Annotated in this window: 16 protein-coding genes and 2 pseudogenes; 15 read left to right on the forward strand and 3 right to left on the reverse strand. The window is 58.7% G+C overall.

All coding sequences use genetic code 11. The annotated features are described in order from the left end of the window. Positions 1–59 precede the first annotated feature (59 nt). The 11 genes and pseudogenes from GJU48_RS05580 (at position 60) to recX (ending at position 6,646) form a co-directional block, all read left to right on the forward strand. Positions 60–560 (forward strand): annotated as a pseudogene (locus GJU48_RS05580) (lysis system i-spanin subunit Rz). Positions 561–568: 8 nt separating this feature from the next. Next, complete coding sequence (locus tag GJU48_RS05585) at positions 569–1,402, forward strand: DNA adenine methylase (protein WP_155295942.1); 834 nt, start codon at positions 569–571, stop codon at positions 1,400–1,402. 335 nt (positions 1,403–1,737) lie between these two features. After that, positions 1,738–2,472: a LexA family transcriptional regulator gene (locus GJU48_RS05590; protein WP_094949894.1), complete on the forward strand. Its 735-nt coding sequence runs from the start codon at positions 1,738–1,740 to the stop codon at positions 2,470–2,472. 597 nt (positions 2,473–3,069) lie between these two features. Beyond that, complete coding sequence (locus GJU48_RS05595) at positions 3,070–3,408, forward strand: phage holin family protein (protein WP_094949895.1); 339 nt, start codon at positions 3,070–3,072, stop codon at positions 3,406–3,408. Positions 3,409–3,471: 63 nt separating this feature from the next. After that, a complete protein-coding gene (locus GJU48_RS05600; protein ID WP_155295943.1) occupies positions 3,472–3,642 on the forward strand; it encodes a hypothetical protein in 171 nt (56 codons plus the stop codon). 77 nt (positions 3,643–3,719) lie between these two features. Beyond that, positions 3,720–4,190: a glycoside hydrolase family 19 protein gene (locus GJU48_RS05605; protein ID WP_371917656.1), complete on the forward strand. Its 471-nt coding sequence runs from the start codon at positions 3,720–3,722 to the stop codon at positions 4,188–4,190. Positions 4,191–4,269: 79 nt separating this feature from the next. Next, positions 4,270–4,398, forward strand: coding sequence for a hypothetical protein (locus GJU48_RS25055; RefSeq protein ID WP_256589235.1), 129 nt, complete (start codon positions 4,270–4,272; stop codon positions 4,396–4,398). Then, positions 4,353–4,445, forward strand: a pseudogene (locus tag GJU48_RS25060) (lysis protein); the annotation flags it as partial. The gene GJU48_RS25055 and the pseudogene GJU48_RS25060, both read left to right, overlap by 46 nt. A gap of 82 nt (positions 4,446–4,527) precedes the next feature. Next, complete coding sequence (locus GJU48_RS05610) at positions 4,528–5,028, forward strand: CinA family protein (protein WP_094949921.1); 501 nt, start codon at positions 4,528–4,530, stop codon at positions 5,026–5,028. An 83-nt stretch (positions 5,029–5,111) separates the two neighbouring features. Further along, complete coding sequence (gene recA, locus GJU48_RS05615; RefSeq protein WP_094949922.1) at positions 5,112–6,170, forward strand: recombinase RecA; 1,059 nt, start codon at positions 5,112–5,114, stop codon at positions 6,168–6,170. Positions 6,171–6,178: 8 nt separating this feature from the next. Beyond that, entirely contained in the window at positions 6,179–6,646 is a 468-nt protein-coding gene (gene recX, locus GJU48_RS05620; protein WP_094949923.1) for a recombination regulator RecX, read from the forward strand. Positions 6,647–6,830: 184 nt separating this feature from the next. Here recX and GJU48_RS05625 read toward each other — a convergent pair whose 3' ends face one another. Next, positions 6,831–7,943: an LOG family protein gene (locus tag GJU48_RS05625; protein ID WP_094949924.1), complete on the reverse strand. Its 1,113-nt coding sequence runs from the start codon at positions 7,941–7,943 to the stop codon at positions 6,831–6,833. Between the two features lie 376 nt (positions 7,944–8,319). Further along, positions 8,320–8,760: a PA3611 family quorum-sensing-regulated virulence factor gene (locus GJU48_RS05630; protein WP_094949925.1), complete on the reverse strand. Its 441-nt coding sequence runs from the start codon at positions 8,758–8,760 to the stop codon at positions 8,320–8,322. A gap of 199 nt (positions 8,761–8,959) precedes the next feature. Here GJU48_RS05630 and GJU48_RS05635 point away from each other — a divergent pair, with 199 nt between their 5' ends. The 3 genes from GJU48_RS05635 (at position 8,960) to GJU48_RS05645 (ending at position 11,020) form a co-directional block, all read left to right on the forward strand. Continuing rightward, entirely contained in the window at positions 8,960–9,679 is a 720-nt protein-coding gene (locus GJU48_RS05635; protein WP_094950002.1) for a tRNA-uridine aminocarboxypropyltransferase, read from the forward strand. A 252-nt stretch (positions 9,680–9,931) separates the two neighbouring features. Beyond that, on the forward strand, positions 9,932–10,582 hold the full coding sequence (erdR, locus tag GJU48_RS05640; protein WP_094949926.1) for a response regulator transcription factor ErdR: 651 nt from the start codon (positions 9,932–9,934) through the stop codon (positions 10,580–10,582). Between the two features lie 75 nt (positions 10,583–10,657). Continuing rightward, the gene (locus tag GJU48_RS05645; protein WP_094949927.1) at positions 10,658–11,020 is read left to right on the forward strand and encodes a diacylglycerol kinase; all 363 of its coding nucleotides are present in this window, start codon (positions 10,658–10,660) and stop codon (positions 11,018–11,020) included. Between the two features lie 3 nt (positions 11,021–11,023). Here the strand turns inward: GJU48_RS05645 and GJU48_RS05650 are convergent, their stop codons facing one another. Then, positions 11,024–11,950: a LysR family transcriptional regulator gene (locus GJU48_RS05650; protein WP_169368331.1), complete on the reverse strand. Its 927-nt coding sequence runs from the start codon at positions 11,948–11,950 to the stop codon at positions 11,024–11,026. A 124-nt stretch (positions 11,951–12,074) separates the two neighbouring features. Between GJU48_RS05650 and fpr the strand changes: the two genes are divergently transcribed. Further along, on the forward strand, positions 12,075–12,854 hold the full coding sequence (gene fpr, locus GJU48_RS05655) for a ferredoxin-NADP reductase (protein ID WP_003189055.1): 780 nt from the start codon (positions 12,075–12,077) through the stop codon (positions 12,852–12,854). The last annotated feature ends 40 nt before the right edge of the window (positions 12,855–12,894 follow it).

Consider the following 12,894-nt stretch of genomic DNA (forward strand, 5'->3'; position numbering starts at 1 on the left):
CTCAACATCGTTATGCCTACCCCGATGGTGTGGTCCGAAGGCGTGTCGCGGGCGCTGGCATGACACCCGGGCAGATCCTGGTCGCCATCCTGCTGGCAGTTGCTATCGGCTTTGGCGGCGCTTGTCAGGTTCAAGACTGGCGAATGGGCAAGCAGCTCGCAGAGCAGCTCTCGGAGCGGGGCATTGCACACCAGAAAGCTCTGGATTCAATTACAACAGATAGCCGAGCAGGATAAGCGCCTAGCCGCCGAGCAGAGAGCGTCCTCCGCTGATCAAAAACACTCCCTGGAGCTTTCGGATGAAAAACGTAAGCAGGCTGCTCTGTGCGATGACCTTGCCACTGATGATGTGCGGCTGTCAGTCCTTCTCGCCGCAACCGATACAACCAGTGGCTGCAGTGTGCCTTCCGCTCCGGCGCCGTCGGTGTGGTTCATGCAGCCCGTCGAGCCCAACTTGACCCAGCGCATGCGCAATGAATTGTCGCCATCACCGACGATGGGGATAACGCCGTAATAGCGCTGCGGGCGTGTCAGGCATACGTCAGGGCTGTCACCCGTTGATGGGTTTGATGAATAAGCTAAAAACGAGCGGCGGACTAATTGCTTTCAGACGCAAGATACTCGGCTTCAAGTTCAAGAAGCTGGCGGCTCCTGTTCTTTATGCGCTTGGCCGGAACCCCAAAGTATATTCCCTCCTCCTATTGCAAGTTTTTGCCGGCGGTGCCGCGCTCTACTTCATGCGTCCGCAAGCCGCGCCGGTTGAAGTTCTCAACGACATAAACGGTGATCTGGTCACGCTGTACCGAGTTGTTCAGAACCACCTGGAAGAGTTCGTGCGCCAGTTCAAGTGGGCGATCAGCTCGCGTCAGGTGTTTGAGTGGCAAAAGATGACCCGCCCCGAAACCCTCACTGACATCCAGCGTGCCGCCCGTTTTTTCTACCTGCAACATCACGCCTTTGCGGGCAAGGTTTCCGGTCAGTCGTTCGGCACCGCCACCACAGCCCCAGCGATTAACCTGCTGCGGATCGAGGAGAACCTATCCGCCGCGTGGCAACGCCTATCTGGCACCTACGTGGAGAACCTGTCCTGGTTGGATTGTGCTGAGCGCTACGACCGAGCCCACACCTTTCATTACATGGACCCACCTTACTGGCAGACCGCAGGTTACGGAGTGGACTTCCATTTGAGAACTACGAGCGCATGGCGATTTGCGGCGCTGCAAGGGAAGGTCATGGTCAGTATCAACGACCACCCTGACATTCGCCGGGTGTTTGAGGGCTTCCATTTTGAAACCATAGACATTAGGTACAGCACTTCCAACCAGCGGCAGGGGAAGGCTGAGGTCAGCGGTGAGCTTGTGGTAATGAACTGGGAGCCAGCGGCTTTGGGCGGGTTGTTCTGATCACGACGAGTCACGCAAATTAAGGCTTAGGTCGAGTAATCTCATGGGTTTCTAAGCGTTGAATGTATACCTAAATGGGTATATATTGGGTCAGCGTATTCAGGGAAGCTTGACCCAGAGTTGGTACGCACTTGACTCGTCCGGTGAATTGACCTGAGTTTTCATAGACACATTGAATGAGTACTTCTGGTCGATAGCAGCCTCTCAGATTTTGAAATTGACGAGTGCCCAGGCCCCCATAGCTTACTGACGCGTTGGTTAACGGTTTCTAAATTTGCATAAATTATGCAAATTAGCATTTGCCAACCCCAAAATCCCCCGTCATCATCCCCTTTATGCAAAAACGCAACGTTTCAACCGTCTTAAGAGAACTCCTCGACCGCGACCGGATCTCCCCCACGGAGCTTCACCGGCGTACCGGCGTGCCTCAATCCACACTCTCGCGGATCCTCAGCGGCAAGATCGTTGACCCGTCGGACAAGCACATCTCACGCATCGCCGAGTACTTCCGCGTCAGCACCGACCACTTGCGCGGGCGCGCGGCGGTGGGCGCTTTGCGCGATGACGGGCGCGACCCGATGCATTCGGAACTCAAGGACATAAGCCTGTGGGACGACGACACGCCCGTTAATGATGACGAGGTGTCGATCCCCTTTCTGCGCGAGGTTGAATTGGCTGCTGGATCAGGAAGATTCGTCATCGAGGAAAGCGAGAAGGCTAGCCTGCGTTTCGGCAAGCGCAGCCTGCGGCATAACGGTGTGCAGTTCGACCAGGCCAAGTGTGTGACGGTGCGCGGCAACAGTATGTTGCCGGTACTGCGCGACGGCGCCACGGTGGGCGTGAATGCCGGCAAAAGCGGCATTGGCGACATCGTTGATGGCGACTTGTATGCCATTAACCACAATGGCCAGTTGCGGGTGAAACAGCTCTACCGTCTGCCTTCCGGGATTCGCCTGCGCAGTTTTAATCGCGATGAGCACCCGGACGAGGACTACAGCTTCCAGGATATCCAGGATGAGCAGATCAGCATCCTCGGTCATGTGTTCTGGTGGGGCATGTACGCTCGTTAACCTTCTGCCGTAAGACCAAGCCCGCCAACGAGCGGGCTTTTTTTCGCCTGTAGAAAACCGTCAAACCCTTACCCCACAAGGCTGTAAATGCATTGATGCATTTGACTGGGAAAAATAAATGCATTTGTGCATTGACTGTATATGCATACATGCATATTCTTCATCTCAAGCCAGCCAACAAGGCTTGGTGGCGGCGGCAAGGATGCTGCCAAGGAAGACAAGGAAGGCACGCAACATCGGCAAGGACGCCATCGAAGCGATGGCAGGGATGCCAGGCAACACCGGCAAGGATGCCGACGCTCTTTAGTTTCACCGCTTCAAAAAACAGGCAGCGATGAACCGGCCTTAACGGTTCAGAGGGTTGGCAACTGACCCGGGTGTGCAGCGTAAAGCACCAGAAGCAGTTATCCGGCAGACAGGGATCGTGGTCGGAAAAACATTGAGGAAAGAACCGTACCGCGCCAGTAGCGCCGAAGGTTCGAGGACATCATTACTGAAAAGCCCGGGCAACCGGGCTTTTTGGAATGCCTACCGATAAATGGATTTACCCCAACAAAGCCGGCACCGCGCCGGTAATGCTCAGCCAGGAGGCGTGACATGACAAACGAGCAGCAAGCGTTAGCGGAAATGCCTATCTGGCTGGTGATCGCACTGGCCGTGATCGGCGGTGTATCCGGCGAAATGTGGCGCGCCGACAAGGAGGGCGCGCGGGGTTGGTCGCTGATTCGGCGCCTGGCCTTGAGGTCCGGGGCGTGCATGGTCTGCGGGGTGTCAGCCCTGATGCTGTGTTACGCCGCCGGCATGTCGATCTGGACGGCCGGCGCCATTGGTTGCCTGACCGCCATGGCCGGTGCGGATGTAGCCATCGGCCTTTATGAGCGGTGGGCGGCCAAGCGCATCGGCGTCGAGGAAGCCTCGCGCTCGGATAAACAGTGAGCACTCGCAAAAAATGATACGGCGTGATCGCCGCTTGTATGAAGGCTTTACACAGGAACCCAGATGCCTATGACTGACGAAGAATTGGCCGCGATCAACCGTTTGATCGCCGCCCTGCAAACCCAAACCGACGGCCAAGTGGCGCTCAACGTGCGGTTCATCGAGGAGCAGACGCCGGTGCCCGAAGCGGTTCTTGCGGCGCGGGCGACGGCTCGCGCAAAGGTCATCCCGTGACGCTTGAGCAGCTTCAGCAAGTGTTCCCGCACGCCCGCTCCTTAGCGGGCGTTTTCCTATCTGCGCTCAATGCAGCCATGCTGAACCGGCAAATTAACACGCCTCAACGCACTGCTGCCTTCCTTGCCCAGGTCGGTCACGAATCCGGCGAACTGCGCTACGTTCGCGAACTGGGCAGCGATCAATACCTGAGTAAATACGACACCGGCGCCTTGGCCGAGCGCCTCGGTAACACCCCCGAGGCGGATGGCGATGGCGCGAAGTATCGGGGCAGGGGGCTTATCCAAATCACCGGGCGGCGTAACTACCTGGCCTGCAGCCAAGCGCTGTTTGGTGATGATCGTTTGCTGCGCCAGCCCGAGCTGCTGGAGCAACCGCAGTGGGCGTGTGAGTCGGCCGCGTGGTTCTGGCAGAGCAATGGTTTGAATGAACTCGCTGACCAAGACGAGTTCACCACCATTACCCGGCGCATCAACGGCGGGCTCAATGGCCTGGAGGATCGTTTGCAATTGTGTGCACGTGTGAAAGCGGTGTTATGCGCGTCCTAGAGGTGCAGGCTTGGCGTTATGGCGCGCAGCTTGAGCTGCAATCGGTTGAACATGCCCAGGCACTCAGCCTGCAACGAGTATGCGCGTCCTAGAGGTGCAGGCTTGGCGTTATGGCGCGCAGCTTGAGCTGCAATCGGTTGAACATGCCCAGGCACTCAGCCTGCAACGCAAATTCTCGCCATCACCGACGACGGTGATAGCGCCCTGATCGCCTTGCGTGCCTGCCAGGCGTATGTACGCGCCGTCGGGCGTTAGCATCTTGATCCAGTCTGTGGCTTGCGCGCGCGATTTGCTCCTGTAGGGTAGGCAAATCCCCCGCCGACTTCTGGAGACGACTGTGAAGGAAATCACTCAACTGGCCGCTGAATTGGGGCGCCGCTTGCAGGTGCTCAATGCCCACGTCACCACCGCCGAGTCTTGCACCGGGGGCGGTATCGCTGAAGCCATCACGCGGATACCGGGCAGTTCGGCCTGGTTCGAGGCGGGGTATGTCACTTACTCCAATCGGCAGAAGACCCGGCAATTGAATGTGCCGGAGGCGTTATTCCCCAAAGTCGGCGCCGTCAGCCAGGAAGTGGTCGAGGCGATGGTGCGGGGCGCGCAGGAAAAAAGCCTGTCGCGCTATGCCGTGGCGGTCAGCGGCGTGGCGGGGCCCGATGGGGGTTCGCCGGACAAACCGGTCGGCACCGTGTGGCTGGCCTTTGGTGTGGGCGAGGAAGTGACGGCGGAGCTGGCGCACTTCCCCGGCAACCGTGACGAGGTCCGCCGACAAACGGTAAAAGCCGCGTTAGAGGGCTTGTTGCGACGAGCTGCAGCAGAAATAGAAAATCAGGGGTAGGCGATCTTCGATCTTTGTGGAACAATACTGTCTACTTATACAGGTGTTGGCCGTCAGGCCTTATTGATTACGTGAGGACTTTAATGGACGACAACAAGAAGAAAGCCTTGGCTGCGGCCCTGGGTCAGATCGAACGTCAATTCGGCAAGGGTGCCGTAATGCGTATGGGCGATCACGACCGTCAGGCGATCCCGGCTATTTCCACTGGCTCTCTGGGTCTGGACATTGCGCTCGGCATTGGCGGCCTGCCAAAAGGCCGTATCGTTGAAATCTACGGCCCTGAATCTTCCGGTAAAACCACCCTGACCCTGTCGGTGATTGCCCAGGCTCAAAAAATGGGCGCCACCTGCGCGTTCGTCGACGCCGAGCACGCCCTCGACCCTGAATACGCCGGCAAGCTGGGCGTCAACGTTGACGACCTGCTGGTTTCCCAGCCGGACACCGGCGAGCAAGCCCTGGAAATCACCGACATGCTGGTGCGCTCCAACGCCATCGACGTGATCGTGGTCGACTCCGTGGCCGCCCTGGTACCCAAGGCTGAAATCGAAGGCGAAATGGGTGACATGCACGTGGGCCTGCAAGCCCGTCTGATGTCCCAAGCGCTGCGTAAAATCACCGGTAACATCAAGAACGCCAACTGCCTGGTGATCTTCATTAACCAGATCCGTATGAAGATCGGCGTGATGTTCGGCAGCCCGGAAACCACCACCGGTGGTAACGCGCTGAAGTTCTACGCTTCGGTCCGTCTGGACATCCGCCGTACTGGCGCGGTTAAAGAAGGTGACGAGGTTGTTGGTAGCGAAACCCGCGTTAAAGTCGTGAAGAACAAAGTGGCCCCGCCATTCCGTCAGGCTGAGTTCCAGATTCTCTACGGCAAGGGTATTTACCTGAACGGCGAGATGATCGACCTTGGCGTGCTGCACGGTTTCGTCGAGAAGTCCGGTGCCTGGTATGCCTACAACGGTAGCAAGATCGGTCAGGGCAAGGCCAACTCGGCCAAGTTCCTGGCGGATAACCCGGATATCGCTGCCACGCTTGAGAAGCAGATCCGCGACAAGCTGTTGACCCCAGCGCCTGACGTGAAAGCTGCAGCCAACCGCGAGCCGGTTGAAGAAGTAGCAGAAGCCGACACTGACATCTGAAGCAAACGATGACTGTTGTACTGGATACACTCGTCGCCGTCCGGCGCACTGCAATGGACCTGCTCGCTCGACGCGAGCATGGTCGAGTCGAGCTGACGCGTAAACTGTGTCAGCGCGGCGCAGAGCCCGAGATGATCGACACTGCCCTCGACCGCTTGACGGAAGAAGGGCTGCTGTCGGAAGCCCGTTACCTCGAAAGCTTTGTTTCCTACCGAGCGCGCTCCGGCTATGGCCCGGCGCGAATTCGCGAAGAGCTGAGCCAGCGCGGCCTGCAACGCGTCGATATTGATCTCGCCCTGCGTGAGTGCGGTATCAGTTGGCAGTCGCAGCTCGAAGACACTTGGCGCCGCAAGTTTGCCGGCCATCTGCCGATTGATGCCAGGGAGCGTGCGAAGCAAGGTCGCTTTCTGAGTTATCGCGGGTTTTCGATGGAGATGATCAGCCGCCTATTAAGTGGCCGAGACATGGACGACTGACCGGGACGATAGGCGAGCTTTTGTGGCGAGGGAGCTTGCTCCCGCTGGGCTGCGTAGCAGCCCCATTTCGCTGCTCCCGCTGGGCTGCGTAGCAGCCCCATTCGCTTCACTGTAAGGTCACCTGAAACACCACAAAAAAGGCCCACTATGAAAATAGTGGGCCTTTTTTTTTGCCTTCAAAAAGTCACGCTGGCTCGGGCGTCACTCGCTGCTGGGTCTTCCCTTGAGCCTGCGCCCAGTTCTCCGGCAAGTTGATGTAATCCACCAATTCCCGCAGACGGCCCTGATCACGCCCATTGAAGTTGAACACCAAGCGCGTCAAATGGCCGAACCTCGGCTCATCATGTTCTTCGCCCGTATACGCCTGCTGTTGGAACTCCCCACTCAGGCGCAGGCTGGCAAACTCGCTCTGCAAGTGGGCCAGGGCACGCTCGCTGAGCGGGTGATTCATGCGCACCACAAACTCGCGCTTCAACCAGCGGGTGGAGTGGAAGTTGGCGTAGAACTGGTTGATCTCGTCCACCGCCTCTTCAGCGCTGTACACCAGGCGGACCAGCTTGAGGTCGGTGGGCAGGATGTAGCGATTGGCTTCCAGCTGGCTGCGGATAAAGTCCAAAGCGCCTTGCCAGAAACCGCCGCCCGGAGCATCCAGCAGTACCACCGGCACCAGCGGGCTTTTGCCGGTCTGGATCAAGGTGAGGACTTCCAGCGCTTCATCCAGCGTGCCAAAACCGCCCGGGCACAGCACCAATGCATCGGCTTCCTTGACGAAGAACAGCTTGCGGGTGAAGAAGAAGTGGAAGGACAGCAGGTTCTCAGTGCCATCAATGGTCGGGTTGGCGTGCTGTTCAAACGGCAGGGTGATGTTGAACCCCAGGCTGTGTTCCAGGCCTGCGCCTTCGTGGGCTGCCGCCATGATGCCGCCGCCACCGCCGGTGATCACCATCAGCTCTGATTGCGCCAACTTGGCGCCGACTTCCCGGGCCAGGGCGTACAGCGGGCTTTCGACCGGCGTTCGCGCCGAGCCGAATACCGTCACCTTGCGGCGGTCCTTGAACTGTTCCAGTACGCGGAAGGCATTGTCCAGTTCGCGGATCGCCTGCAAGGTGATTTTCGCGTTCCAGCGGTTGCGGTCGTCCTGGGCCATGCGCAGAACGGTGAGGATCATGTCGCGATAAAGGGGGATATTCGAGCTGTTGGGAGCGATCAGCTGGAGTTGCGCATCGACCTGCTGTGTGAGGTCGGCCCCGTGTTCTTCAAAATGACGGAGCAGGTGGTCATTCGATTCGTAAGGCATTCAACTTCTCCTTCTTCACAGAGCCAGGGCCATCGACGAGAATTCGTCTGCGGCCGCGACACTGCGTGTGTCGCTGCATGCCGAAGGCTTGCACGGTGTTCGCCGAGCGGCAAAGCGGGCTCTGTATGTTCCTTGTGATTTGGAAACCTTTGCACTGCAAGTCGCAGGAGGGCAACCCTCTTTTGCCCTGAAAATGTTACAGAACGGCGTGGAAAACGCGGTGGAAGGGCTGCCGAGATAACGTGATCATGAGCCGAAAAACCCTTGGCTGGCAACCGGTTATTGGCAACACATCAGGCAGTTTAGTTGTTGGCAGGCAGAGGCAGCGAGGGAAGTGCGCGCCACTGGACAGCAGCGCGCGACGGTCGAGCAAACGTTACTTTTTCTTCTTGGCTGCCGCAGGTGCCGGGCAATCCGCTTCTACAAACTTGACCGACGCCACCGGGCGGTTGGTCTTGTTCTCGGTGATTTCGTAGCGCATCACTGCGCCCTTGGCCATCAATTCGCGGTAACCCTTGTTCAGGCACACGCTTTGACCCAGTTGGAAGTACACGGCCTTGGGGTTGGCGCGCATCTGTTCAGCGCGGTCGGGCTGTACGCTGAGGTGGTCGATCAGTTGCATGCCTTCAACGGTGTAGGCCACTTCCAGGGTTTTTTCGTCGATTTCCCGGGGCAGGTCCTTGTTGCTTTCAGCCGCGACGCTTTGCAGCTTGCGGTTCATTTGGGCCTCCAGCAGCGAGGCCGCGTGGGCGCCCATAGGCAATACCAACGCAAGGGCGACGGATGGGGCAACAACGCGCAGCATGGAACGCAGCATGAAACTCTCCTGATTCGGTTACTGGTGCATAGACCAGCCACTGCGCTGTGCGTTCAGTGGCGCGCAATTATAGGTGAGCCGTTGCCACTACAGCCAGGCGTATCGCTCGGAAGTGCGGATGGCTCTGGTAAACTGCGGCCACTTAAAGCCTGCCTCGAGTTTCCTCAGTGTCGATTTCCCCTTTCACGGGTTGCACCCGATGAGCCACGCCGTCTCCCGTTTGCGTACTCAGCGCCTGGCGCGGGCCGTGCGGCCTTTTCTCAACCGTGGTTCGCGCGCCGAACGCTGCCCCGGCTGTCGGGTGATTCCCGAGTACTGCCTGTGTGCCTGGCGGCCGAAGGTAGAGGCGCGCTCGGCCATGTGCCTGCTGATGCACGATGTTGAGCCGATGAAACCGAGCAATACCGGCTGGCTGATCGCCGATGTGATCGAAGACACCACCGCGTTCGCCTGGTCGCGCACCGAGGTCGACCCCGAACTGTTGACCTTGCTGGCCGACCCGCAATGGCAGCCCTATATCGTGTTCCCCGGCGAATTCGTCGCGCCTGAGCGGGTCGTCGGCGAAGTCACGGTGGCGGCGGGCAAGCGCCCACTGTTTATCCTGCTGGACGGCACTTGGAGCGAAGCGCGCAAGATGTTCCGCAAAAGCCCCTACCTGGAACACTTGCCGGTGTTGAGCCTGGCGCCCGAGCAGCTGTCGCGCTATAAGCTGCGCCGCTCCAAACGTGATGACCATTTCTGCACCGCCGAAGTCGCGGCGCTGTGCCTGGAGCTGGCCAGTGACCAAGCCGCCAGTGAAGTGCTGGATGCCTACCTCGACGTCTTCAGCACCCATTACCTGGCTGCTAAGTTCCAGTTACCGCTGGACCCGACGGACGTCGTCCATACTCGCCTTGCACCCTATATCCCGGTGCTATAACCACACGACGTTTGCATGATGGCACCGTAAACCCGCGCGCCGCTAAAATGCCCACGGGCGTAGTGCTTGACCCTCTAGGCTACGCTGGGCATGCTGGGCGCCGATTGGGGCGTAACCGTGAATTTTCAGCGTCGTTGCAGGTGTTTTTGACGTTGAGCATGCCCTGTGGTGATGGCTGCCTGGCCGTTACCTTGTGTACTGGCGAACCCTGAACCCATCAGGGCTGCCATAAAAAACAGGATCATTTAATCAATGGCCACATACGAAATCCTGATAGCCGATGACCACCCGCTGTTTCGCAGCGCGCTGCATCAGGCCGTAACCCTGGGCCTTGGGCCGGACGTGCGCCTGGTCGAAGTGGCCAGCATTGCCGAGCTGGAAACCCGCCTCACCGAAAAATCCGACTGGGACCTGGTGCTGCTCGACCTGAACATGCCCGGCGCCTACGGTTTTTCCGGGCTGGTGCTGTTGCGCGGGCAATACCCGCAGATCCCGGTGGTGATGGTCTCGGCCCAGGAAGACGCTGACGTGGTGGTGCGCTCCAAGGAGTTTGGCGCCAGCGGGTTTATTCCCAAGTCCAGCTCAATGGAAGCGATCCAGAACGCCGTGCGTACCGTGCTGGATGGCGACGTGTCCTGGCCGCCGCAGGCGTTTGAAGAAATCAACGTGTCCGACGAAGCCAAGGCCGCCCGTGATGGCCTCGCCAGCCTGACGCCCCAGCAGTTTCGGGTGCTGACCATGGTCTGCGAAGGCTTGCTGAACAAGCAGATTGCCTACGAACTGAGCGTGTCAGAAGCGACCATCAAGGCCCACGTAACAGCGATCTTCCGCAAGCTGGGCGTACGGACGCGCACTCAGGCGGCGCTGCTCTTGCAACAACTTGAGTCAATTTCGCAGCATTAAGTTGTTACTGATTCACGCTTTTTTGACTTTGCGTGATCTAGTTTCCCCACTCCTTTGGTTCAGTTGCCTACATCTATGTCGCCTTTCAAGGGTCAAACCGGTATCAAACGTATCTTCAATGCAGGGGGCTATTCCCTGGATGGCCTGCGTGCGGCTTTCACTGGCGAGGCGGCTTTCCGTCAGTTGGTGTTGCTCAACGTGATCCTGATCCCGCTGAGCTTTTTCCTGCACGTCAGCCGGGTCGAGCGCGCTTTGCTGATCGCGGTGTGCCTGTTGGCCTTGATCGTCGAGTTGCTCAATTCGGCGGTGGAAGCGGCCATCGACCGGATTTCCCTCGACCTGCACCCACTGTCGAAAAACGCCAAGGACATGGGCAGCGCCGCGCAATTCGTCGCGCTGACCATGATCACCCTGGTGTGGGCCGTGATTCTGATCTGAGGATCAGGCGATGCTCGGCAGCACGATCTCGTCGCTGCGCTGAACCCCGGCGGTGAAGGCGCGGCACAGCTCCAGAAACTCGCGCATCGCCGAGGTCTGGTACTTCTGCTTATGCCAGATGAAGTAGAACTGTCGCGCCAGGTCCAGGTCCGGGGTTTCCACCGGTACCAAGCTGCCACGGCGGAACGCATCGCGCAGCGCTAGCCTGGAAATACAGCCAATCCCCAACCCCGATTCCACGGCACGTTTGATCGCCTCGGTGTGCTCCAGCTCGAGGCGGATATTCAGCGCGCTGCGGTGATGCCGCATGGCCTGGTCAAAGGTCAGGCGCGTGCCGGAACCTTGCTCGCGCAGGATCCACGCTTCGTGGGTCAGCTCTTCCATGGTCGCCACGCCGCGCTTGGCCAAGTGATGCTGCGGTGCGCAAAACACCACCAGTTCGTCTTCCACCCAGGTTTGCACCTCGATGTCCGGGTGGCTGCAGTCGCCTTCGATTAGACCCAAGTCAATTTCGTAGTGCGCCACTTGGTGCACGATATGTGCAGTGTTCTGCACATGCAGCTTCACCTGGCTTTCGGGGTGCTGCTGCATAAAGCTGCCGATCAGCAGCGTCGCCAAGTAATTGCCGATGGTCAGGGTGGCGCCGACCGCCAGGGAACCGAAGCCGGACTTGCCGTTAAGCAGGTCTTCGATCTCCTTGGCCTGGTCCAGCAGCGCCACGGCCTGGGGCAACAGCTGATGGCCGAGGGCGTTGAGGCTAAGGCGTTTGCCCGCGCGGTCGAATAATTGGCAGCTGGATTGACGCTCCAGCTCGGTAATCGAGGTGCTGGCGGCGGATTGAGATAAGGCCAGAAGGCCAGCAGCGCGGGAGACGCTTTCCTGCTGGGCGACGGCGACGAAGACTTGCAGTTGACGGAGAGTAAATCGCATATCGATATAACCGATAACCCTTATCTTAATAATCCAGTTAACAGATATTGTCGCCGCCATTAGAATGCTGTGCAATTGCGCACTTCAATTTTGGCGCAGACCCATTTCCAGGAGTTCCCCGTACATGAGCAACATGAACCACGAGCGTGTCCTCAGTGTTCATCACTGGAACGACACTCTGTTCAGCTTCAAGTGCACCCGCGACCCGGGCTTGCGCTTCGAGAACGGTCAGTTCGTGATGATCGGCCTGCAACAGCCTAATGGCCGCCCTCTCATGCGCGCTTACTCCATTGCCAGCCCGAACTGGGAAGAGCATCTGGAGTTCTTCAGCATCAAGGTGCCCGATGGCCCGCTGACTTCCCAATTGCAGCACTTGAAGGAAGGCGACGAGATCATCATCAGCAAAAAACCGACAGGCACCTTGGTGCTTGACGATTTGAAGCCGGGCAAACACCTGTACCTGCTCAGCACGGGTACTGGCCTCGCTCCATTCATGAGCGTGATCCAGGACCCGGAAACCTACGAGCGTTTCGAAAAAGTGATCCTGTGCCATGGCGTGCGTTACGTCAACGAAGTCGCCTACCGCGAATTCATCACCGAGCACCTGCCGCAGAACGAGTTCTTCGGCGAGGCCCTGCGTGACAAGTTGATCTACTACCCGACCGTGACCCGCGAGCCGTTCGAAAACGAAGGCCGCCTGACCGACCTGATGCGCAGCGGCAAGCTGTTCAGCGACATTGGCCTGCCACCGATCAACCCCGAGGACGACCGCGCCATGCTGTGCGGCAGCCCAAGCATGTTGGACGAAACCAGCGAAGTGTTGAACAGCTTCGGCCTGAAAGTTTCGCCCCGTATGCGTGAGCCGGGTGATTATCTGATCGAGCGTGCGTTCGTCGAGAAATAACCGCCGATCCAAATGAATGTGGGAGCTGGCTTGTGTGGGA

This window comes from Pseudomonas sp. IB20 (genome assembly GCF_009707325.1).
In the GTDB taxonomy this organism is placed as follows: domain Bacteria; phylum Pseudomonadota; class Gammaproteobacteria; order Pseudomonadales; family Pseudomonadaceae; genus Aquipseudomonas.